Source organism: Taibaiella soli, from assembly GCF_003236175.1.
Taxonomy (GTDB): Bacteria; Bacteroidota; Bacteroidia; order Chitinophagales; family Chitinophagaceae; genus QKTW01.
On the sequence record NZ_QKTW01000022.1, the window covers coordinates 15,850 to 39,881 of the forward strand.

24 protein-coding genes are annotated in these 24,032 nt (G+C 45.3%); 21 read left to right on the forward strand and 3 right to left on the reverse strand.

What is annotated here, in order from left to right:
- Positions 1-66: 66 nt before the first annotated feature.
- The 21 genes from DN068_RS15905 (at position 67) to DN068_RS16005 (ending at position 22,094) form a co-directional block, all read left to right on the forward strand.
- Positions 67-531 carry a hypothetical protein gene (locus DN068_RS15905; RefSeq protein WP_110999930.1) on the forward strand — a complete coding sequence of 155 codons (465 nt, stop codon included), beginning with the start codon at positions 67-69 and terminating at the stop codon, positions 529-531.
- Positions 532-543: 12 nt separating this feature from the next.
- Entirely contained in the window at positions 544-1,107 is a 564-nt protein-coding gene (locus DN068_RS15910; RefSeq protein WP_110999931.1) for a hypothetical protein, read from the forward strand.
- A gap of 7 nt (positions 1,108-1,114) precedes the next feature.
- Positions 1,115-1,543: a hypothetical protein gene (locus tag DN068_RS15915; protein ID WP_110999932.1), complete on the forward strand. Its 429-nt coding sequence runs from the start codon at positions 1,115-1,117 to the stop codon at positions 1,541-1,543.
- Positions 1,536-1,880: a hypothetical protein gene (locus DN068_RS15920; protein WP_110999933.1), complete on the forward strand. Its 345-nt coding sequence runs from the start codon at positions 1,536-1,538 to the stop codon at positions 1,878-1,880. Before DN068_RS15915 ends, DN068_RS15920 begins: the two co-directional genes overlap by 8 nt.
- A 49-nt stretch (positions 1,881-1,929) precedes the next feature.
- Positions 1,930-2,763, forward strand: a complete 834-nt coding sequence (locus DN068_RS15925; RefSeq protein ID WP_110999934.1) for a hypothetical protein — start codon at positions 1,930-1,932, stop codon at positions 2,761-2,763.
- Between the two features lie 22 nt (positions 2,764-2,785).
- Positions 2,786-3,001 carry a hypothetical protein gene (locus tag DN068_RS15930; protein ID WP_110999935.1) on the forward strand — a complete coding sequence of 72 codons (216 nt, stop codon included), beginning with the start codon at positions 2,786-2,788 and terminating at the stop codon, positions 2,999-3,001.
- Positions 3,001-3,537 carry a hypothetical protein gene (locus tag DN068_RS15935; RefSeq protein WP_110999936.1) on the forward strand — a complete coding sequence of 179 codons (537 nt, stop codon included), beginning with the start codon at positions 3,001-3,003 and terminating at the stop codon, positions 3,535-3,537. The genes DN068_RS15930 and DN068_RS15935 overlap by 1 nt, the downstream gene beginning before the upstream one ends.
- Positions 3,538-3,621: 84 nt before the next feature.
- Positions 3,622-4,743: a peptidoglycan-binding domain-containing protein gene (locus DN068_RS15940; protein WP_123985378.1), complete on the forward strand. Its 1,122-nt coding sequence runs from the start codon at positions 3,622-3,624 to the stop codon at positions 4,741-4,743.
- Positions 4,744-4,775: 32 nt separating this feature from the next.
- Positions 4,776-5,165 carry a hypothetical protein gene (locus DN068_RS15945; protein ID WP_110999938.1) on the forward strand — a complete coding sequence of 130 codons (390 nt, stop codon included), beginning with the start codon at positions 4,776-4,778 and terminating at the stop codon, positions 5,163-5,165.
- A 42-nt stretch (positions 5,166-5,207) separates the two neighbouring features.
- Positions 5,208-6,050: a hypothetical protein gene (locus DN068_RS15950; protein ID WP_110999939.1), complete on the forward strand. Its 843-nt coding sequence runs from the start codon at positions 5,208-5,210 to the stop codon at positions 6,048-6,050.
- A 294-nt stretch (positions 6,051-6,344) separates the two neighbouring features.
- Complete coding sequence (locus tag DN068_RS21975) at positions 6,345-6,989, forward strand: DUF6549 family protein (RefSeq protein WP_123985379.1); 645 nt, start codon at positions 6,345-6,347, stop codon at positions 6,987-6,989.
- Entirely contained in the window at positions 6,986-8,038 is a 1,053-nt protein-coding gene (locus DN068_RS15965; protein WP_110999942.1) for a peptidoglycan-binding domain-containing protein, read from the forward strand. Before DN068_RS21975 ends, DN068_RS15965 begins: the two co-directional genes overlap by 4 nt.
- Entirely contained in the window at positions 8,039-8,209 is a 171-nt protein-coding gene (locus tag DN068_RS22165) for a hypothetical protein (protein WP_165836424.1), read from the forward strand. It abuts the gene before it with no gap.
- Positions 8,210-8,218: 9 nt separating this feature from the next.
- The gene (locus tag DN068_RS15970) at positions 8,219-8,938 is read left to right on the forward strand and encodes a hypothetical protein (protein ID WP_110999943.1); all 720 of its coding nucleotides are present in this window, start codon (positions 8,219-8,221) and stop codon (positions 8,936-8,938) included.
- A gap of 11 nt (positions 8,939-8,949) precedes the next feature.
- Complete coding sequence (locus DN068_RS15975) at positions 8,950-9,612, forward strand: hypothetical protein (protein WP_110999944.1); 663 nt, start codon at positions 8,950-8,952, stop codon at positions 9,610-9,612.
- Between the two features lie 18 nt (positions 9,613-9,630).
- On the forward strand, positions 9,631-10,395 hold the full coding sequence (locus DN068_RS15980; RefSeq protein ID WP_243630282.1) for an adenine nucleotide alpha hydrolase family protein: 765 nt from the start codon (positions 9,631-9,633) through the stop codon (positions 10,393-10,395).
- A 230-nt stretch (positions 10,396-10,625) separates the two neighbouring features.
- Positions 10,626-16,892, forward strand: coding sequence for a DNA (cytosine-5-)-methyltransferase (dcm, locus tag DN068_RS15985; RefSeq protein WP_110999945.1), 6,267 nt, complete (start codon positions 10,626-10,628; stop codon positions 16,890-16,892).
- Positions 16,893-16,926: 34 nt separating this feature from the next.
- On the forward strand, positions 16,927-18,753 hold the full coding sequence (locus tag DN068_RS15990; RefSeq protein ID WP_110999946.1) for an AAA family ATPase: 1,827 nt from the start codon (positions 16,927-16,929) through the stop codon (positions 18,751-18,753).
- A 91-nt stretch (positions 18,754-18,844) separates the two neighbouring features.
- Positions 18,845-20,329 (forward strand): hypothetical protein, encoded by a 1,485-nt coding sequence (locus tag DN068_RS15995; protein ID WP_110999947.1) that lies wholly within the window; start codon positions 18,845-18,847, stop codon positions 20,327-20,329.
- A gap of 56 nt (positions 20,330-20,385) precedes the next feature.
- Positions 20,386-21,090 (forward strand): hypothetical protein, encoded by a 705-nt coding sequence (locus DN068_RS16000; RefSeq protein ID WP_110999948.1) that lies wholly within the window; start codon positions 20,386-20,388, stop codon positions 21,088-21,090.
- Between the two features lie 62 nt (positions 21,091-21,152).
- Positions 21,153-22,094, forward strand: a complete 942-nt coding sequence (locus tag DN068_RS16005) for a hypothetical protein (RefSeq protein ID WP_110999949.1) — start codon at positions 21,153-21,155, stop codon at positions 22,092-22,094.
- A gap of 19 nt (positions 22,095-22,113) precedes the next feature.
- On the opposite strand, the gene DN068_RS16010 is transcribed toward DN068_RS16005, so the two are convergent.
- Genes DN068_RS16010 through DN068_RS16020 form a run of 3 tightly spaced genes read right to left on the reverse strand, consistent with a single transcriptional unit; the run spans position 22,114 to position 24,011 of the window.
- Entirely contained in the window at positions 22,114-22,887 is a 774-nt protein-coding gene (locus tag DN068_RS16010) for a sensor histidine kinase (RefSeq protein ID WP_110999950.1), read from the reverse strand.
- Positions 22,874-23,536: a hypothetical protein gene (locus DN068_RS16015; RefSeq protein WP_110999951.1), complete on the reverse strand. Its 663-nt coding sequence runs from the start codon at positions 23,534-23,536 to the stop codon at positions 22,874-22,876. Before DN068_RS16015 ends, DN068_RS16010 begins: the two co-directional genes overlap by 14 nt.
- Before the next feature lie 16 nt (positions 23,537-23,552).
- On the reverse strand, positions 23,553-24,011 hold the full coding sequence (locus DN068_RS16020; protein ID WP_110999952.1) for a hypothetical protein: 459 nt from the start codon (positions 24,009-24,011) through the stop codon (positions 23,553-23,555).
- Positions 24,012-24,032 lie beyond the last annotated feature (21 nt).

Genomic DNA, 24,032 nt, shown 5'->3' on the forward strand with positions numbered 1-24,032 from the left:
CCCGCACCTCTTCTGCGGTGCAGGTTCTTAAAAAATGCTTCCATCCATTTATAACCTTCCAATAGCATGAAGAACAATAAATTTCAGCGTATTCGCCTGCGGGTATCTTCTGCCGGTGAAACCATCCGCTTCAATGCAGTATGCGATAAAGGCTACCGCACCCTCAAAGGCATCTTTGTTTCCTTACCCCAGGATAAATCCATATTGGGTTCCACGCTCGGCTTCCGGCTGAACAATGTGGAAGTACTCGATGATGGCCATGAGGTAAAAAACCTGACTGCCTCCAATAGTGTTGCGCCCAACAATAAGTTTTTCCTGTTCCCGGAAAAGGTTGATGCCAGCAATGGCAGTATAGAAGGGCGTTACTCCGATGGCAGTAAGTATCCGTTACTGGTGGACAACGGGGAAGACACCGGTGTGTTTGATCCGGGCAAGGTTGATTTTAAAAATCTATCCGGCTATGGAACCAATCCTTTTACGGTTGTCTTTCCCTACGATGTGATTATTAATATCTGGCTTACTAACGATTAATACAGCGTAAACATGATACGAGGATTCAGGTTCCAAAAAGTCAGCCTGCGCATATCAAAAAGCGGCCAGCGGGTGTATTTCAATACAGAAAGCCATAAAGACTTTACACAACTCAAAGGAATTGCTTTGACAGTAGGCCATGAAGGTGCTTTGTATGGTTCCACATTCGGCTTTCGTATAGATGAAAAGGAAGTGTTGGATGAAAGCCATGAAGCGCACCTGCTGGTATTCGGCAATGACGTTGCACCTAACCGGAAGATGCTGCTTTTTGAAATACCAATCCCGATAAATTCATCAAAGATTGAAGGCATCTATACAGACAGTTCCTTACAAGACCTGTTAGGCAATGCAAGCTATAATCCGGGCGGTGGTATCATTTCCAAAAATGATGTGAACGTCAAAAAGACTTATGTATCCGGCAAGGAAGTGGTCAAGTACAGCAATTTCCAGGTAGATGGTTTCCAGATGCTTTCAGGCAGTGGTTTCAGTATCGGCGGGTATTCAGTAACACCGGCACCGGTTACAGTGGTGTACTACCCCTATGATGTAAAAGTAACCTTACTCTTAACCAGATAAACCGGCTATGACCAAGACACGTATCACTTATTATCCCGTTCAGTTCATTGTATTGCATCCGCTGATTCCGGTAACGATCAATACAGTATTGCCCAGCCATATCGTAAAGATCACGGGCATTAAAGTGGTTCATTCCGTTGGCGTACAGAACATGACCACAGAAAAATACCTGCCGGTGATCGGTCATCTGTCACTGGAGTTTAACAGCAAGCAATATCATTTCGGCAATATCGAAGTTCCATTCGATTACCAGGCAGAAGCCAGTGATGAATTTCTTGATGCCGGTATAGACATACAACGGAACTCACTGCTTACCGGCAACTATGAAAATAAAGTATTCACAGGTATAGACTACCTGAAGGCAGACGGCACAGTAACCGACAAGTGGAGCAATTATATCGTAACGATCTACCTAAAAACGATGAGCAATGATTAACCTGGAAGATTACGTAGAAAGGCAGATGAGGCGAAGAGGCATAGAGATCGCTTATGCACGTACCCTGCCGGTGGTCGTGCGCAGGATTGCAGACAGTACCGGTACTGTCCTTTCCAATAGTATAGAATTTGATGCTTACAATCAATTCTGGTTCCTGGCTAATTCTTTTGAGTTACCTATTGGTACCCGGATTACCAGCGATACAAATGTGATGCTATTGGAGGCGCATTCCAGCGACATCATAGAGGAGTTCTGGGGTAAGATAAAAATACAGCTTCCCAATTCCTTTACAGGCAGTTTATGCCAGGCACTCTTTTACCAGGTATTGCCGAAATAATATCAGACATAATTATCCAGCATCAAGATTATAAAACGAAAAACAACCAATGGCACAAAGTGATTTTCCTGAACTGCGTACCCTCTTTGACAAGAACAGGGAAGTGGTCAAGATGCTCAAAGGCGAAAAGCAACTTACCGACAAGCAAATTTTTTTCACAGCCGTGTATTCCAAGCTGGGCAAGAAGATTGCCGAAAGCAAGGATAAGACATCGCTTACTGCTTTTACAACGGTGATGACCGGAAGGTATCAGGTCTGCCACCCTGATAGCATCACTGTAACCTGGCACAACTACGATACCGGGGAAAAGTTGTTTGAGCATACGTTTGCTGTCAGTCGCCTTCAACGGGAAGAAGAACCGATGCAGCATACTGAAACGCCGGTACCGGCAACGGGCTTTCAGGGGTTGGGTGAGGTTGAGGTCAATAACCTGGTGGAGAAACGCCTTACAGAAATGCGGCAGCGGGAAGAATATGAACGTATGCGGGATGAAAACCAGAAGATGCAATTACAAATTGCAGAGTTAGAAACCCGCAACGCAGACCTGTCCCATGATATAGCCGCGAAGGAAACAACCGAATCTTATATGAAGATACTCGGCATGGCACTACCCGGATTATCAAAGTTCTTTGGAGGTGCCGGTCTGCTCAGTATGCTGGCCGGAACCGATGAACCCGAACAAACAGCACCGGCGTTGGGTGCTGCAAGTACCGTCACGCCTGAACCGGTTGCCATTACCCCCAAGCCGAAAGACGAACGCGAGGAAATGATCTTCATGCTCAGGGATTACATGATGGATGAACTCAGCCAACAGGAAGTGGCACGCTGTATATCATGTTCATGGAAATACAAAAAGACAAGACCCTTATCCAGCGCATATTAAATCAACTTACAACACAGCAGCAATGAAACTACCGTCACTAACAGCATTCCAGCAAAAGGAAACCAACAAGGCATTTGAGATCAAGGTCAGCGTCCAGGCAGCCACCGACAAGGAAGCTGTAGAGATGCAGGATGCGATACAAAGTTTCGTGAGCCATTTTACGGTAGCGGAAATGAAAAGTGCAGCCCACAAACTCAAAAGCGTTACCAACCGCAAAATGATTAAAACCTTTTTATAATGCCGGAGAACAGCAACAAGCTACAAGAGCAGCTCATCAGCACCCTGCCTATGTTGCTGTTAGCGGGCGGTGCTATCTTCCTTGTCAGTAAAGTCCTCAAAGGAGCCGGGCAAACCGCAGATGGCATTGCACAGGCTTTGCAATTGAAGAAGTCAGATGAGCAGGTAAGAAGCGAACAGCAATCGCAGGCAGCAATAGAGAAGTATGTGACCGAAGTGCAGCAGAAACAGAAGCCCACACGTCCTGATGGATTCTGGGCGCAATTGGCAGAGCGGATTTACCGGGATACCCGTTACAGCTCTGCAGGCGACAACCATGAGGATGCACGTTTCTGTATGACCTATTGTTTTAATGATGCGGACTTCGCCTTGCTCTATAAATATTATGGTAAGCGGCAGGAAACCTGGTTTGGCCTTATGCCGGACGGTGATCCCAAAGACCTGACAATGGCGATCTCCAGTAACCTGAATGCAGCACAGAAAAAATCTATAAATACCAATTACGCCCAAAAAGGCATTTCGATCCGCTTCATATAAGCGTTTCGGCCTGCCAGTCAGGAAAAACAATTCAAAGAATATAACCGATCACGCTTACGGGTATAGTCCCGTACAGCCATTCGTATGCCTAAGAACACCGAAAGTATGGAAGCAACTCAACCCAAGAAGAAGGACAATACAGCACTGTATATCGTCTATGCGGCAGCAGCATATTTCGGGGTACAATTTCTCCTGAAGCCAAAACGTGCAGCGGCGGCAACGATTGTTACCAATCCGGTAACGCCCGACCCGGCGACCAACACCGCCTATGTGCCTGAGCCGCTGCCAGCCGCTACGGTACCCGCCGGGGCATCTGTCACCTGGAAAGCGGAAAGTTTTCCGCTCCGAAAAGGCATGAAGGGTGCGAAAATAAAAGCTATGCAGCAGAAGCTCGGTATAAACGCTGATGGCGCATTTGGTAACGATACAGAAACAGCACTGCTGCAACAGTATGGTATCAGTACCATTAGCCAGGCGCAATACCAAACCATTGTGGGTGGGCAAAAAACAAAAGCCGCTACACCGGCTGCAACAGGGTCAGGAACCTGGATAGCTGAAAGTTTCCCGCTCCGCAAGGGAATGAAGGGAACCAGTGTGAAGGCATTGCAGCAGAAATTAGGTGTTTCGCCAGATGGTGCCTTCGGTGCTAATACAGAAGCCGCTTTGGTCAAAAAGTTTGGCGTAGCTACCGTTAGCCAAACGCTCTTCCGCTCCATTACACAGCCGGTTACAAGCACGTTCACCAATCTGCTGGAAACCATTCTTCCTAAACCGGCTACGGGGAAAGATACTTCTCCGATCCTGAAAAGCGGCAGCAAGGGACAGGATGTTTACCGTCTGCAAAAATGGCTCGGTTTCAAAGACAAGAAGGCAGCGAAGAAGGGTGAACTTATTGCTGACAGCATATTTGGGAAGCAGACCCTTACAGCCCTGCAAAAGAAAACTGGTCAAACCTTTATCAGTGTAGGCCACATGAACACCCTGATCAAACAGATGGCGGGTATGGGGTATGCCGGTGAAGTGCTTGTTACCAAAAGACCCGCAACAATACTGGACAGTAACCTGCTGCCTCACCGAAGTGTACCGGAAAATACGATCCTCGGTACCCGCCTCATGGAACTGACAGATCCGCAGGAGCAAAAAGCCTATACCCAATTCAAAACCGTGGACGGCTTCCACCGATGGGTGGACAAGGATGCCGTATAACCCCTGCTAAACACTTACAAACAAAAAGCATAATGGCAAGTTTTTCACTCCGGTCACAACGTACCGGGCAGTATAAAGAGTTCTCGCTACTGGAATTGCTCAAATTATTGGGCGACCAGGTGAATGACGAGATATGGCTGGAAAATGGCGAGGATGTTTATAACCTCAGTAGCTTCCGGGAGATCGGCGGCGGCAGTGATGGCGGTGGACACCGTGAAAACTGGAGCGTAGAGGTACTCATGCAGACAGCAGGGCAACGGACTTTCTATCTGCAATATTCTCCTGCAACACCGGTGCTGTTAGTTATCCTCAACGGCATTGTACAAAGCCGCAACAAAGACTACAACCTGGAAGGCAAGGCGGTTACATTCTCTTTTCCGCTCAATGCGCAGGACGGCCTACAATTCATTTATCAATTCTAAAGACCGGTCAATTTTTCATAACAATTTAAAACGCTACAACAAATGGCAGAAACAAGAATCAGGCTTGACAAGCAAATTCAGAAAGCACCCGCAGTAAACATGGTGCCTTTATCCGATGGTAACGGTGAACTACAGTTTGCCAATATTGGAGGATTGATTAAAACAGGTGAAACTCTTACGAGGTTGAACTCCGTAGAGATTAATGGCGGCAATCTGATTATTAAATACACGGCTGAGGACGGCATCCAGCAAGTTGTTTCCACTGCGCTGAATTTCAGCCAGACCGACGTTAAGATCAACGATGCCAAGCTGGACAATCCGAGTACCGGTGTGTATCGCCTACTGATTACCGAAACTGACGGGAAAACTTATCCCGTTGATCTTTCTGCATTGCTGGCAGTGGTAACGCAAAACACGGAATATGTACGTATTTCCGGTAATGGTACGCCGCAAAATCCCCTGAGCATTGATCTTACCGATGTGTTTTGGAATCAAATTCCACGCACATTGGACGCACTGGACGATGTTTATACCTCAAGGGAAATTATAGACCAGGAAGTAAGTAAAGGCGGCAACGTGGTACTTATATATGATTATGAACAGAGGCAATGGTTGCCAAGATCAAGTCGTAGCCTGGACAGTTATTACGAGGTTACAGAAACATTCCCGGAATACAGGGCTGGCAATGCAGTATTCCTGCAAATGAATATCAGTCAGATTGTAAACGGCAGCATTAAGGTGTACCGTAACGGACTTCGCCAGGCTTACGGTATTGATTATGACTATGGTAAGCAGGGCGAACCAAACGGCATCCAATTCTATGTGCCGTTCAATGACAAGTTTCCTGAAACCGTGATCGTGGATTACCGTCCGGCATCCTTCTAATAACCTCAGAACCGGCGGCACCGCTTTGGTCTGCCGGTTCTTTTACCTCACATACTCACGTTATGCGCTTCAATACCAAACTTGTCGAAAGGCTATCAAATGCCACACCTCGTATCAGTATCCGGCGGTGGCTCATCATAACGCTGGTATATGGTTTTGCCATTATTGTCAATGACCATTTCGATATGGTAAGGGCACTCGGTTTGCCTGAACGCATTGAAGCTGCAATACGCTTATGCGGGGTTTATCTCTACATCGTTTTAACCGCTTATTCCTTTCATAAAACAAAAGAAGATGAAATTAATACTGACAATACTCAAGTCGCCCCTGATATGGCGCATCATGATAAGTGTGACCGTGTTCCTGCTACTGCGGGAATTAAAGGCGATGCACAAGGAAATGGGTCGAATGAGCCACAATCAGAGCCTCTTCAACCAGGAACAGGAGCAGGTACTGTTATCCAATGGCAGGATAGCCAGCCAGACGGGGGTACTGGAGTTGAGGCAGAAAGAGCTGACTGACCTGTTCCCTGAATTGCGCAAAGAGATTGGGGCGATGAAGGTCAAGCTGGGGAGTGTCAGTGTCGTATCTACCGTATCCTTTGGGCAGCAAAAGCAAATCATAACCCAACTCAGGGACAGTGTTTCCTGGGTGCCGCAAACTGGTATAGGTATTGCCGGTTCAGAGCCTGTGAAAGACACCCTGCGCTATAATGTGTTCAGCTACCATGACGAGTTTTATGACGTTTCCGGTATTGCCCACGAGGGACAGCAGCTTGTTAACATCAATAGCAGGGACACCATGACCCAGGTTGTTTACAGCAAACGTAAAAATCCCTGGCTATGGATATTCAGCCCTAAAGTGCTGGAACAACGGGTGTATTTCAAAAATCCCAATGCACACATTCACTATTCACGTACCATAAACATTCAGCGATGAGCGAAAAAGGTAAAGGCAGTATGCTACTGCCATTAGGTATTGGTGCTGGTCTGCTTATACTGCTCACCAGCATGAAAAAGAAGGAAGCAGCACCCGTGACGGCTGCAATACCCGATGATGCCGCTTCTTTGCTACCACAGGTTAATGCTGGAGAAGCTGCCATGCCGCAGATCGACCCGGCACCGGCACCTTCGTATGCGCAGGCGCAAGCAAAAACAGCACCTTCGGAAGATAGTGATGAGGAAGGCCGCGAAGACCCCGAAGCTGGCGAAGCGGATAAAGAGGAAGAAGACCCAGAAGCAGAAAGCGCAGATGAAGATGAGGGTGACAGCAGTTATTCATCTTCTTCAGGTAGCCGTAGTGGCGGCGGAGGTAATTATACGCCTTACAGTCCTTCTGCCTCTATCAATACCAGCCGGCAGGCTACTTCTTTACCAGCGAATACAGCACAAGCAACCACCTATTTTGCTAACAGCAAACCGGTGATCGGCAATAAGGCAATCCGATTCCAGTCTGACCAGGCAAAACTACTGGCCATGCAGAAAGCCCGCAACAATAAAAGCCTTCGTTTCCAATCCGACCAGGCTAAAAAGTTTGCGCAGCGTTCCGGTGTGAAAAATCCAAACCCGTTGATTATTGGTAATGGCAAGCCAAGAATGGGGGCGCAGCTTCCGGCCTCTTACCGTCCCGGTGCCACTACTGCCATTCAGCAGCCAATAGCTATTACAAGCCAGTCCATCACTACTCCGGCAGCAGTCCCTGCGGTTAGCCAGTCAACCATCTTCCCATTGAAGTTTGGTACGACCAGCGCCTATGTAAAAGAAGTGCAACGGAAGTTGGGTGTGTCTGCAACGGGCTATTTCGGAACCATGACCAGGGCGGCCATACTGAAACGCTTCCGTGTTTCTGAAATTTCCGAAACCCTGTACAGACAGATCATTACCGGCAAGGCTCCGGTAGCGGTGCTGTCAAAGAAGCCGGTGCCAAAGATCATCCGCAAAGTAAGTAAGCCGATTCCCCAAAAACACAAAATCGTTAAACGAAAATAAATGCAGCAGCAAACTAATACAGGTTGGTATGTATTGGGTGGCATTGCACTGCTCTGTATGATTGGCTACAATATGGGACGGCCTGAAAAGCCGGGTTTACCTGTATTGGATAGCAGCGCAGCCCCTGATACCGCAGCAAATTCAGAGATCATCATTACCCCCGGCAAATAATTTGTTTTTATGGCACTTCGTACACAATCCTTTCCTTCTATCAATGCAACCAGTCCGTTTTCCCTGAACGATATGCTCACTTTTCTGAACCGGATCAAAGCTACATGGTTGCCGTATTTCCGTCAGGCGGCGGCTGTGACTGGTTTACCTGTACAATTACTGGTAGCCAAATCAGCCGTGGAAAGCGGGGGCAAACAACATACCACTAACAGTACTTATGTTGGTCTGATGCAGATCGGCAAGACAACCATAGCCGATTGCCTGAACTACCTGCAAGGAACAATGTATGCGGATGGGAAGAAATGGATTGCCCCTGCCGGGGTCATTGCAAAAGCCATTCCAATTATACAAAAATCATTTCCTTCTTTCGGCAAGGGCGGTGCCGTAAGTAAAGACGCAGCCTTTGCCCTGGCTAAATCCAATACTACCGCCGGAGCAGAGTTTAACGTGCTGATGGGTGCTATTTATTTACAGTTTCTCTGCCAGAACCCGAAGTTTATAGACGGCAGCATACTGCGATTGGACAAGGTGATGAGCGCCTACAATACTGGGCCGAACTATAGCTTTTATAAAACACCGGTATCCGATACCACAGGACTTGTGAAAGTAATACGCAGCTCCGGTTTGTCTTCGGGCAAAAAGCAGGAAACCAGCAACCATATCCTGAAATTCTGCGGTGTTGGCGGGGCTTTCGACCTGCTGTTCAACAACAAATTTTCACTTATTTAAGATTACAAGCCATGAGCCTTATTCATATAGATCATCCCAATATTCCGGTGGGTATCCGCGCAGCCTTTGCCCAAAAGGTTACTGATATTGCCGCCGGGCTTCAAATAGACCCCAATTGGCTGATGCAGGTTATGTACGCAGAAAGCAAGCTGAAAGCATCTGCGCAGAACATACAAAAAGGCAGGCTGATAGCTGCGGGTCTGTTGCAATGGACATCGGCCAGTGGCGCACCTGGCGCACCGCAAAGCATGTTGCAGCGGAACCATTTACAGCAGCTCGATTGGGTAAAAGAATATTTTAAGCCCTACCGGGGTAAAATGCACAGCTATTTTGATGTGTACCTGGTCACGTTCTTTCCGGCGGCAGTTGGTAAGCAGGATAATTATGTGTTCTCCACCAGCAGACTGTCCGCTTCCCTGATTGCCAGCCAGAACCCTGCCGTAAATATTGTCAAAGACGGCAAGATCACAATGGCGGAGTTCAAGCAGTATGTTTGGAACAGTACACCGTACGGTGTTCGTGGTCTGGTCTTCAAAGCGCAGCAGGTTATCCAGGACGTGAAGCAGGAAGCTAAGGACGTGATTACCGACATAAAGGATAATACCGACACAGTAGCCAAAGCAATAGGAGGCATTGCGACCATTGCGGCTTTTTTTTTCTCATCAGGCATTTAAAGGAAAAGCAGCACTGACATGAAACCTGTAAAAATAGCGGCGTATGGTGGCGGGATTAATTCCACGGCTATGATCGTTGCCCTTACCCTGAATGGCACGAAGCTGGATGCCATTCTGTTTTCCGATACCGGAGCAGAAAAACCGGAAACTTATGCTTTCATCAGGCGATTTAATAAATGGCTGCGTAAGCATGGACAAGCAAGGATTACCGTTATCAGACGTGTTTCAAAAAATGGGGATGCAAAGACTTTGGAACAGCACTGCCTGCACTACCGGCAACTGCCCTCCATTGCTTATGGACATAAACAGTGTTCACATAAGTTCAAAATAGCCCCGCAGGAAAAGTGGGTTAACCATTTTGCAAAGGCAAAGAAGAGCTGGAAGAACCAAAGGGCAGTAATCAAATATATAGGCTTTGATGCCGGTGAAGTCCGTCGCGTGCGACCCGGTGACAAGAAATACAATCCCTGCTATCCCCTTATTGAATGGGGCTGGGATAGAAATCGCTGTAAACAGGAAATAATAAATGCCGGGTTATGTCTGCCACCCAAATCGAGCTGCTTTTTCTGCCCTAATATGAAACGCGGAGAAATCCTGTCACTGCCTGCCGAACTACAACAAAGGGCTGTTTCACTGGAACGTAATGCCAAAGAGACGCTACGTGAAATTAAAGGATTGGGCAGGCATTACCGGTGGGAAGATTTATTGAATGCCGACAAGGAACAACTCAAATTATTTGACGACCTGGAGATGTATGAAGCGCCTTGTTCCTGTACCGATTAACAAATACTATTCATAAAACACATGGCGAGCATAACAATAACGCATCAATCAGAAAGAACAAAGCACCGCTTTACAGTAAAGAATCCTGATAGCCTTACGCAAACAGAAGTCAACCGTATTTGCCAGAATATGTTCGTACAGGCAATATTTGTCAATGGCAAATATTATGAACCCAATAAGCCCTTAGATCGCGACAAATATTTCAAGAAACTGATGAGGGGACTTAAATAGTGAAAAATAGATTGGGCAAAGGAAAGCAGATCGTTTATCTCGATCTCTTTAGCGGTGCAGGTGGCTTTGCTTTAGGACTAAAGCAAGCAGGTTTCAGGTTCTCTGAACACTATTTTTCTGAGATTGACGCACATGCCGTAGCCAACTATCAATATAATTTTCCTCATGCCCGTCAACTTGGAGATATTAGGAACATCGGCAAGACTGCGATCACAGCACCGGATATTATCAGCTTCGGTTCTCCCTGCCAGGACATCAGCATCGCTGGCGGGCGCAAAGGGCTTAAAGGTAAAAGGAGCAGTCTTTTCTTTGAAGCCGTCCGGCTCATCAAAGCATACCGACCCCGTGTATTTCTGTTTGAGAACGTCAAAGGGCTGTTCAGTTCCAATGGCGGGAAAGACTTTGAAATCGTCCTTGAAACGCTTGCCGACATTGGGCTTTATGAGATACAATGGCAGTTGCTTGATACAGCCTGGTTTCTTCCCCAACACCGTCAGCGCATCTACCTTGTCGGACATCTTAGAGGATCGTCCTGCCCGCAAATATTTCCTGTCCCCACGGGCGATCAATTACCTGAAAAGATCGGAAGCAAGGGGCAAGGGGGCAAAGATATTGCCTCAACGATAACCAGTACCTACAGCAAGGGAGTACATGGTCGGGGTGAAACATATATCCGCAGCAAAGCCGGTATCAGGCGGCTGACACCAGTGGAGTGCGAACGCTTGCAGGGCTTCCCGGACAACTGGACGCAGTACGGCTCGTATGAAGGCCAAACAAAAGAAATATCGGATACACAACGCTATAAACTATTGGGGAACGCTGTCAGCGTAGCAGTAGTAAAGGTTGTAGCCCGGAAATTAAGATCAAACCCCGATAAAGAACTAAGCGGTATCATGAAAAGCAAAACTGCAACTCCGGTAGAAATAAGATTGCCTGTAACGAGGGAAGATTTTGTTGCCATTATGCAACAGGATTTGACCGCACAGAAGCACCACACCAAACTTACAGTAGAAAAGCTGGCGGCGGCTCTGGCCATTACCGATAAGACCGAAGTAAAGGAACTCACGGAGCTGGCTATTGTCCGCTGTGCAAGGGAATTGGCGCAAGGCAAAGGGACGCTCCGGGATCGTTATGATAAAATTGTTACCCTGTATAAAAGCCAGGTCAATTTAAGCCACCGCACAAGTATGAGTATGCTTCTCCAGCAATATTCCACACCCGCACCCATCGGTTTTTTGATGGGTATTTTTGCAGGGCTGGATAAGCTGCACCAGGTCGGCGGTTATGGCTTTGAGCCTTCTGCCGGTAATGGCCTGCTCACCATAGCTGGCAGGCCGGAGCGTATTTATGTAAACGAAGTGGATGAAGTACGCAACCGCAACCTGAAGACTCAGGGATTTGCAAACGTATGGAACCGGGACGCTTCCGAAGCATTTTCGTATAGCGACATCGGCAATACATTTTCAGCAGTAGTTACGAACCCGCCATTTGGCACACTGCGTAAGTCGGTCTTTTTCGATACCTATAAGATTAATACCCTTGATGGCCTCATGGCATTGAAAGCGTTGGAATCCATGAGCAGGGATGGCCGTGCTGCGGTCATTATGGGTGGCCATACCCGCTGGGGAAAACACGGGCGCATACAAGGAGGCCGAAACCGTATCTTCTTTAATTACCTCTATAACCGTTATCATGTCCTTGATGTCATCAATATCAACGGGCGAAATTTATTTTCCCGGCAAGGGACTTCTTTTAATACCCGCATCATTCTCATTAACGGCAGGAAAGCAGTTGCGGGTGGCGTAGCCCCTTTGTATAATCCGCAGCATGATAAGATCGCCAACACTTTTGATGACCTCTATGATCGCTTTACAACAGCAATGGAGCAGCTAACACCACAAACTAAAGAGCCATACATGAGTACACTGGCGAAACGCTACGAACAAAAGTACCTGCCGCTGAAAGAGCGGTACGAAGGCAGGCTCATTTTGCTGCGTAACGATATGCACTATGAAGTTTACGGTAGTGATAAAGGAACAGAAATATTTGATGTGGCGCAGATAACCCAATCGAATGTTTCCGCGCATTTTGATTACAAGGGCGATGGAATATTACTGCTGCGGCTACCGGCAGAAGGCAGGCAATGGATTGATGACGTTTTACGCAAATCAGGAAAGCCTTACGCCATGATTGACGAACTGGAAAAGCCCGAAGCACCAACACAACAAAAATCAATGATAATGAAAACCCGCGCTGAAAAATATAAACAATACCGGAAGCTGGAACGGATGCTGGAGATAGAACCCCGTTTTGATGAGATTATTATTTATCAGGAAGGTAATATTTACGAAGTGTACGGGCAAAGCGTCCCTTACCTGTGTCGGAATTTTGACCTGAAGCCTGAAGATGAATTTCTCTATGCCCGTAAAGTAATAGAAGCTGTTCGCATTCCCGGAGAACGGGTACTGGCGATCAAAGCCCAACTGGAGAAAGATAAGTTTCGTGTCGTTATCTACAATAATACAACTAAAGAGGAAGTAGATAGTGACCTTGCTGAATTGGAGCGGGAAGCCGCTGCCTTTATGAAAATGGTGAAGGACGAAGGTCTGGGCGCACCCTATCAGCCAGCTTCCGATGCCTGCGTGGTACTTGATACTCAGGTGCCGGACAGCATGGCCTTTGAAACGCAGGAAGCAGTCGCACTGATCGAACGGGAAGTGGGCGGCGATATTGACAATTTTGTACGCGACCGCCTGGGCTACCGCACTAAGCTGGAGATGTGCAAAGCACTGTCCGCTGAACAGATTGATGCCGTTGCAATGGCTATCTATAATATTGAGGCAAGGGGGCAGGGCATGGTGATCGGCGACCAGACCGGTATCGGTAAAGGCCGAGTTGCTGCATCTATTATCCGTTATGGCTGCCAGCAAGGGCTAACCCCTATTTTTCTCACCGAAAAGGCCAACCTGTTTTCTGATATATACCGTGACCTTGCAGCGATTGGCAGTGCCAACCTGCGGCCATTTATCGTTAACAGCAGGGAACCCAAAAGCGATGTTAAGGATGAGGACGGCAATGTAATATACCAGGCACTACCGCCAAGTGAGCAATCGGAGGTTTTTAGCAGCGGGAAAATTCCGGTACAATTCGATTTTGTGTGCGCTACTTATACGCAATTCAATAGTGCTGAAAAGAAGCCCCTCAAGCCCAATTTTCTGAAAACAATTGCTGAGGATAATATTTTTATCATGGATGAGGCGCATAACAGTTCCGGCTCCTCACAAACAGGTATGTTCTTGCAGGATGTGGTACGCCTGACAAGGGGCGTGGCTTTCCTTTCGGCCACCTTTGCCAAACGCCCGGACAACATGCCCATTTATGCGTTACGTACGGCCATTTCTGATAGCAACCTGAGCAGCGAAAGCCTGATATATTCTATCACTAAAGGGGGCGTTGCTTTACAGGAAGTCCTGTCTGCGCAGTTAGTTCAGGAAGGACAGATGTTGCGCCGCGAAAGAAGCTACGAAGGTGTAGAGGTCAACTATATAACACTGGATGATAAAGCCGCCGAACATCGGGCTATCTCTGACAATATCACCCAGGTGATGAGGGATATTATTGCTTTTCAGAAAGAGTATATTAATGCAGAGGTAAGCGCACTGGACGAGGAGGCAGCAAAGGATGGCGAAGAAGTAGCAATCCGTGAAGGCACCTCGGAGGCGGGCGTAGATAATGAACCTTACTTCAGCAAGATATTCCAGGTTATCAACCAGATGCTTTTTTCGTTGAAAGCCGAAGCGGTAGCCGAGCAGGCAATCATGCGCCTGAAGGAAGGCAAAAAGCCGGTGATTGCATTTTCATCCACTATGGGCAGTTTTGTGGAGGAACTTGTCACACAATCCGAAATGACCTCTGGTGATGATACGGTAATCGAAACCGATTTTTCGCAGGTACTGCGCAAAGGGCTGGAAGGCGTACTGCGTTATACGGTTAAATTGCCGGATGGTACACCAAGTCACCATTCGTTTGAAGTCAAGGAACTATCCTTGTTGGCTCAGATCGAATACAAGCGTATAGAAACGCTGATCGACACCGTTTCCACCGGCATTACCATTAGCCCTATTGATGTAATCATCAAGCATATCAGGCAGGCCGGTTTTACAGTTGCGGAAGTTACAGGACGTAAATACGAACTGCATTTAAATGAAGATAACTCAAAAGGGATAGTCCATACCCGCAGGCGGTTAAATACCAATGATGCTTTCCGGCTGTTCAACAATAACGAAGCCGATGTACTGCTCATTAATCAGGCAGGATCTACCGGCGCGTCTGCTCATGCGATACCGACTGCCAAAGTCCCTGCGACCGCGGTAAAGCAAAGGGTTATGATCGTATTGCAGGCAGAACTGGACATCAACACGGAAGTACAGAAGAGGGGAAGGATCAACCGTACCGGACAGATTTCTAAGCCGATCTATGATTATGTTACCTCTGCGGTGCCTGCGGAGCTGCGTATGATGATGATCCTGCAACGTAAACTCAAGAGCCTGGATGCCAATACCACTTCCAACCAGCGGCAGTCAAACAAAATCCTGAGTGTGCCGGACTTCCTCAATAAATACGGGGATAAGCTGGTTGCAGAATACCTTGCCGAACGCCCAGATATAAACGATCTGCTGGATCACCCGGTTGCTATAAAAGGTACCGACAAAAGGAATGAGAATGATTCGCTTGTAGATGCTGCTGTTAAAGTAAGCGGACGGGTGGCAGTGCTGTCCACGCAGATGCAACAGGAGTTCTATGATGAAATGTCGCTGAAATATGATGAGTATATCGAGTACCTGAAGCAGACCGGTGAATATGACCTGGAAGTAGAGGCAATGAACCTCGAAGCCGAAACGGTAGCCACCAGCATTATTAAAATGGGCAAAGGGGCGCAAAGCGTTTTTGGCAAGGACAGTATTTTGGAAAAGGTAAATGTAAATGTGCTTCGCAAGCCTTTTACTGCAACTGAACTCAATAACCTGCTCACCGATTCGCTTGGTGGCAGGACGGCTTTGGAGATACAGCAGGAGTTGATAAATGAATTTCAGAAGTATGGTAGCGTGATCCTCGAAGAAGAACAGAAGGAGGTTAATGAGCAGATAGATAAACTGCTCAAGAATGTACAGCAGGAAAAGAAAATTAAAAAGCTGTCTGAGGATATGGAAGCCTGGCGTAAGGCAATCAGTGAACGGGAGGCAGAACTAGAAGATATCCGAAGGAAAAAACTGGCACAGGCGACCAAAAAAGCATCTGATCGTAAACTGTACCTCAATAGGATATTGCCTTTCTTTTATATAGGCCAGGTACTGAATTATCCCGTTCGCTATATCGGCGAAGTTGATCTTGTGCCATCTGTATTTGTGGGCTATCTGATTGACTGGAAAAAGAAAAACCCTTTTGCGCCTTCCAATATCAAGCTGCGTTTTGCGATCTCTAACAGCAACAAGTATATTGTTATACCGGCATCCAACGCAGAAGCAATTACTTCTATAATCGGCGCAAGTGACAAGGACGATCCCATAGACCGGTTTGCCTTATTGGATAATTGGGAACAATGGATCAATAACAGCTATGTTGACCGGCAGATAAGGTATATCATCACCGGTAATCTGCTACAGGCTTTTGCTGACCATCCTGGTAAGCTCATCAGCTATACGACTTTGGATGGGCAGGTGAAAAAGGGCATCCTTATGTCCGAGTACTGGAATCCGTATGAACAGCTAAAGGATAAAGTTTCGGTACCGATTATCAAGGCACTCCCCCTGATCCGTTCCCTTACCAATGGAAATTCCATCAACACCAATACCGGGATCGGGATATTCCGTGTCAGCAGTTCATCTTTTAAACTCATCGTTTCAGCTTCCCGTTCCAGCAGTGGTGACGTGTTCCTTAACGAAGAGATACTAAAGCTGGTAGAGGGGAACAATTTTGAGAAGCGGGCGGATAAAATGGTTGCCTTTGTAAACCTGGATAACCTGGACGAACTCATCAGGGTGATACAGAAAGTCAACAATTGCGCTGTTGATATTGCCAACGGGCAATTGCAATACGTTAAGCAGGACGAAATATATGCCGACCGCAAGATTATCAAAATGCCGGAACCCGAACCTGAACCGCTGACCCCGGAAGAAGAGGAAGAACTTGAATTACTGGAATTGGAAGCCGAAGCCGCAACTGTCATTATAGCCCTGGAGCTGGAACTCTACGGAAAGGCTGCTTAATTATTACAATTATTCTCACCGTACAATAAGATTTATGAAAATCACTATCCACAATTACAAAGAAGCAGAAGCAAAGATAGACTGGTCTAAAGCATCGGACGGGCTAAATACCGGCAAAGCATTTACGCAAAAATGGAAAGCCAAATATGATCGCACACCTATTGCCAAAACCACAATTGATGCTTATTTCCTGCTAATGGAAAAATTCCTGGGGCAGCCAGCGCCAGAACCGAAGAAAAAAACATCGCCTGCAGCACCGGCTAAGAAGGCAGCAAAGACAGTGGTGCAAAAGCCGGGAACCAAAGCAAAAAAGCCTTCCAAAGCCGTACCGGAAGAACCCAAAGTAGATGCTGCCATTGTAGAACACATCCCTTCTGATATAGCATTGGTAAAACGTTACATCAGCCTGCACGATAAGGATAAGACCTATGACCAGGTGCTTTCTATATGGAGGGCGTTCAATAAGGCAATAGTCGAACGTAAGGTGACAAAGGATTCTCCATACAAGAGTGAGATTGTCACGATGAATAACGGGCTTAAATCTGCACTGGAACAAGCCAGGGCGGTCGGTGCCTTGCACCTGACCCTTTCTGCTGCTAAACTCAAGGCGTATAAGGCAATCGCAGACAGCGTAGAGAAATCGGCGGGCGTTGGCATCATGCTGGAGTTTGTTAATATCTCCGGCAGAACTGGTATGAAAGAACGCGCTGGCAAACTGCTTCAGCGGATCGAGCGGGCTGCTGGTTCCGGTAAGCTGGATGATGATCGTTATTCAAAGGACATCAGGAAGGCGAAGACAGCGATTGAAGCCTACCTGAACAGCGAAAATGATGTAGTGAACCTGAATGACTATGCCTTGAACGGGATTGGTGAAATAGCGGTATTCGGCTGCCCGTGTGATAAAGACCTGGCAGGATTCACCCGTAGCCAGAATGCGGTGATCTATAAACTTATTCAGGAAAAGGTAAGGAACTTACAGGATTGCGAGTTAGATCGTGCTTTTAGCGATACCGTAGCACCCAGCCTGTGTAAAACAATTGCTCAAAAGCTAATTCAGGCCAGGCAGCTTACCATGTCGCTGTTACGGAACCCGGCAAAAGTGACCGGCAGCGCAGCACTGAGCGGCTCAGGCCGCAATTATGGATTTGATATTAATACTGAAATCATGGATATGCGTCTGCGGGATGCAGGAGTAAAGGCATCAGGCGCAAAAGCTACGAAGCATTCAGGGCTTTCCGGTACTGCGCAGATAATACCTTTTGAGGCACCAGGCGAGGATTTAAAAATTATGTCTGCCAATGAACTTGTTAATCAGAAGTTCAGGACTATGGGTTTGCAGGGTAAATACCGGAAACTGATCGGTGATCCTGAACCGGGATTTTCAGCTATGGTTTATGGTAAACCCAAGCAAGGAAAATCTACGGTGGCCATAGATATGGCTAAAGAGTTTACACGCTATGGTAAGGTCTTGTATTGTGCCTTTGAGGAGGGGCATGGTTATACCTTACAGGATAAAGTGATCCGCAACCGTGCCAATGTACCGGGATTGGATTTTGCCAATAAGCTGCCCGGTGATCTGAGCATGTACCAATTCGTTTTTGTGGACAGCGTGAGCGATGCCGGAATGGATGAAGTTGCTTTTAAATCCCTGATTAAATCCAACAAGCCACGGACATCCATTTTTGGTATTTTCCATGCTACCAAAGGCGGGAATTTCAGGGGTGGCCAGACTTTTGCGCATGATGTGGACGTGCTTATCCGTGTAGAAGATGGTATGGCTTATGCACAGGGCAGGTATGCACCACCCGGAGAAATCAGCATTGCTGCAATATTGCCGGACAGCCCGGCTCAGGCGGCCTAAGCGTTGACTGATAACACCTCATTTTTAATAACTAAATTTGGATACTTGTTCAACACAGGTATCCTTTTTATTTTTTACCTAACCCTTAATTATGGAACCGACGAAAACATCTGTTATTAGTAAATATTTCGCTGATACCATTTCTCTGATTAACCCTATTCTTATCCGGCATAAATGGACGATCACCAGTGACATTCCTGTTTTAAATAAAAAGGAAGCACTCATTTCCCGAACTGCAAATGAGTTAAGATTTAGTTTTCTGCTCCTTGCTTCCAATGGCGATGCGCAAAAGGTTTCCTCTATACCGAACGAAAACAAAAAGCCCTATCAAATTACCTCACCGAAGGGGCAGACTTTTACTGTTACAGAAGGTAATTCCTTTTTTGGATTTGTCCAGGCAAATCAAAACCCCGACTTTAAAGTGACGGGAAGTATCAGCCAACTTTATAGTGATCCCGTGGCCGATCTTAATAACAAGTTTCATAGGTTATTGATTCCGGTACCTGATGTCCATTTTTCATTTGTTGATTTTGAGCATAGAAATTTTAAATCTGATATTAATGCCGGCAATAGTGAATTGATAGAAGTCAATTTTAAAGACCTGCACTTCCATTTAATTTCAATCAAGATCAACAAGAAAAAATTTTGGGGAGTTGATTCATTGCAGCAAATGGAACATAGGAAATTTTTATTGGCTGCCAATACAATCTTACAGGCATACGGCTTTTTAAAAGGCGATTTACACTTGAATGAAGGGTTTACTATTTGCTCTGACAATATAGAGTTTCAAGGTAGCCTAAATCTTCATTATACTGCGCTCAGTGAGTCCTTATTAACTGGTTATGGAATGATTACTTATAACCCGGTTAGTGCATTGATGGCTTACGCTGAAAACTCCGGGGTTTCCGCCAAAGACGAAATGGAAAAAGGCGGCTGGAACAAAATGCTTGCCAAATTTAGTCTTGAACATTTTAGCAAACTGTGTGATCTCTTTTATGAACATGAAGGTCTTTCAAGGGCTTCTGTAGTGATTTTACAAGCAAATGTCAGCAGGCCGGAAGTTAAGGCTGCTGCTTACTGTGTAGCATTTGAATCTATTTGCCATGTTATAGAGGAATTGTTCGCCAAGAAATGTCCACCGGTGATAGAGAAGAAGATGTTTAATAAATCGGTGAAACCAGCCATAGACGAAGTGCTAAATAAATTGAAACTGGATGGCGTAATTGACGAAAAACAATTTAAAGTTTTAAACAATAAGCTCAACGATTGGAACCGACCAACAAATACCGATACGCTTACTGCCCCATTTAAATTGCTTAACTACAAATTGAGTGAAGAAGAGAAGAAATGTATATCAAACCGAAACAATTTTCTTCATGGTAGAATGCCGGTTGACCATAGAAAGAATGAGAAGGCATTTCTGGAATTACATTATATTTCAATTATGCTTCATCGCCTGTTGTATATTCTTATACTAAAGGTAATCGGGTACAAGGGTTACATTAAGAACTATCCGAAGATTCATGAAGACATCACCGGAGTAAAACAGAAAGATGGTGTTCTGCTCCTGATATGACGAACAAAATTAAAATGGCACGAAATATTTTTTATTAAAACTAACCTCCTTTTTTAATGACATTTTACAAAGTTGTTTACCCATTACCCTCGGAAGTAACAATAGATACGGCTATTGTGAATTACAGCCAAACTCTTTGTGATAAAGATAATCATGAGCCACTGCTTGACCTTATCACCCGCTACTCAAATGAACTTGATCTGCCTTTAGATTTCCTCTTTAGTATAAATAACAACCTGGCCTGGAAAGGAGATGAGTATTTACCAACGCTGCCCCGTTCAATTGACGGACAATTTGAGCTATTTGCGATCACCGAAAATGAAAACCATAGAGGGTATTTTATTAAGGAAAGCTACCTGATCTCTTTTGTTGAATCTCTTATTGAAGTCGGAATAGAAGTATTTGATGAAGGGTACTATTTGTGGGAGTATATCTGCGAGATGGTGCGTACTACTAAACATACAGATAAGCCAAGCAGGGCGGAATTTTTTTTCTTGTTTGGCAACCTTGAAGACTGCCAGTATTACATCGATCAGCGTAGCATTCCTGGGGCAACCTCTGTAGCGCAAATTGTATCAGTAGAAATTATTGACGGCGTACCGCCATTTAAAGGGGATATGAGCCTATGGGATTTGATTCCGAATAATGCAACATTTCGGCAAGCTGCAAGTATGATAGATGATTATTGGTCGGGGAGAACATCGGATAAACCGGTTTATGAATATTTATTTCAGGGCAAGTGCAAACTTTTTCCTTTATAACTATATAATATTTTAATCGGGTTTAATGACCGTAATTATTTATAAAAAAAACAAGACGTATTATGACACTATGTTTAGCATGGAGAAATGGAAATGCAGCCTATTTGGCTTCGGATTCAAGGTTGACAGATGCAGAAAAGAAAGTAACATCTGATGAAGCAACGAAAATTTTTAAAATTGGGGTTGAAGTATATGCGCCTACTCCGCATGACGACCCATATCAAGAGCCCCAATTATTACATCGGACTAATTATGGGTTATGCTTTGCCGGGAGCTATTTAAACGGCAGCATTCTGGCTGATACAATTGGGGAGGTGCTGTCCAACATTCAAGCAGTTCCCGACCAGTCAGATATTTCAATCGAAAATCTATCCAATATTGCCTTTGGTGTTTATGAGCAGGTGTCCAGGCCACTCATGAGCATCCATAATGAATGTGGGTTATCCTCTGTATTCTTTGGTGGCTATTGTTTGGAAACAGAAGTATTCAGATTGTACAAATTTTATGCTTTGCAGGATGCACCTGGTCAACCGGTGTATTTTAAAAAGGATGAAATGGCACTAACTAATACACCTATTTATTTGGGGGATTCAAATGCGATTATTAAAGCGGAAGAATTGATTGCCCTTAAAAAGCCCGGCTACACTCATTTCCATCTATTAAGGGAGATTATTAAAGACGGCGAGATTGCAACCGTAGGTGGCAAAATGCAATTCGGCGAATTTAAATGGAATACTTTCAAGACTAATGGGATTGTTGAGTATTCACTGGAGCCTAATGAATCGGGAATAAAGCAAGTTATAGGTCACTTTAATTACAGGGGCTTATCGCTTGATCTTAATGACAAAGCACTTAGATCGGGTCATATAAATATCATGAAGACATTTTTCGACCCTTTTGAATCCGAAAGATGGGAGCTATTTGAAGAAACTAAAAAAAGTATAGAGGAACAACAAGATAAATGGGAAGCTGCTATCAGGAAGAAAGCTGAGAACGGCGGGTGATAGCCGCTATCTATTTAAATCAGGCTGCGTAAGCGTTAGTATTGGTGTTGGAAATGTTGAGTATGATCGAAGTGCCATTGTCAGGAGCGGAAACGATATCAATCTGCCCGCCAACAATCTTGGCACGTTGGTGCATACTCAACATGCCGACACCTTCTTCAAAAGAATCTGTTTTGGTATCGAACCCGATACCATCGTCTGTTACGGTCATTTGAAAGGTGCTATCCGTGTAGGACAACCGTATAACAAGGCAATCTGCTTCTGCAAACTTTATTGTATTGTTTATCGCTTCCTGCGCAATCCGAAATGCCATTAGCTCTAACTGGCTGTCCAGCCGGGTAGCTTCTCCTTCAATCATTATCCTGCAACTAAGTTTCTTAGAATCGTTTACCCATTTGGCTACTTCCTCCAGCGATGGCAACAAGCCTTTCTTTTTTAGATAATCCGGGTTTAGGGCGTGACTGATATAACGGGTGTCAATGATAAGGGTGTCCAACATTTTGCCAATCTGCTTTACAATATTTATGTCACCAGGTAAGACAACATCGGGAACAAGATGCAGGCTCATTTTTGCAACAGAAAGCATTTGTGTAAGGTTATCATGTACCTCCAAAGAAATGCTGTACATCGTTCTTTCCCTTTCATCAATCAGTGCCTGCATGTATTCCCTGCTCTTCCTGTTCTGTTTGTTTTTAATAATAATCATGGAGGCGATGATGCCAAAAATAAAAATTACGGCCATCATCGTTAATGTGATTGCAAAAGGAATCATGTTTGTGTCAAGATTGAACATAGTGGACTTTCATTTTGGGGTAAAAAAAGAAGACAGCACCGTAGGACAGGTAAGTGATAATATTAATAGTTAGAATAGAAATGTCAAGTGACGCTGCTTTTTCAGCATCACTACTTCCTAACTTATCATACATGCCCCATGTGGAAAGCGTCGCACATTGGTAAAATAATAGGATGCAGGGAAACCAGAAGTGTGGCATTCTTTGCAGCTTCATGTTTACATCGTCTGCGATAAGTAAATGGTGGAATGATAATGCAGCAAGGCTCATTACTACAAGGCATTCTAAGAAAAGAAGATGAGAATTTAATGTGGTGAAAAGCGGCTGAAAAGAAAAGGTATTTATAAGGCCGAGGACAATGCCGGACAGCGCAATATAAATACCTATCTTTTTCTTTCTTAGCGCCTCATTACTGTAGCCGAAATAAAGGCTCATTAAGGTAAACTCTGCAAAAAAGGCAATATTGAAAACGGGGTAATTATTCCTGTACACTTTGGCAGCATAATAACCTATGGATTCCGTAAGAAGCCCAAGCCAGATCAACCAGCAAATTATTTTAGACGCTTTATCTACACGTTTGTACCTGAAAATAATACAAACGGCCACCGTAAAAATAGTTATTCTGTATATCAGTGATAGCCCTGTAGTCATAAAAAAAACGGCAAATTTACTGCAATAGATTATTGGATGCGCTACCAAAATCGGGGCAGTTCCGGGGACACGGTGTAGCGTGATTAGGAACCATTCTGCCAGGTGCAAAGATGTAATTTCCTTCTTTATTGTATCCTGCAAGAATGATAGTCAGCGCATCACTCCGTAAACCGACATTCTGCCCTGCATGACCTGAATTAATGTAGTCAAGTCTATGGGCGAACATGACCTTCACTTTTTTGATTTCCTGATTACTGAGATAATTACGAAGCAGATCTGCATCCATAATCAGCGAATTAAGGGTAGGAGCCGGAAGGTCAGCCGTATCACCGGCTATACTTGTCAGGTAGCTTTCGATCATTTTATTGGCAGTGTCCTTGCCAATATAGCCTTCAGGTAACTCTACCGTTCTTGTGGAGCATGAGCTTAGATACAGGGCAATAGCAGTCACCCCTAAAAGTGTAATCACTTTCATGTTATTTAAATTTAAACTGTG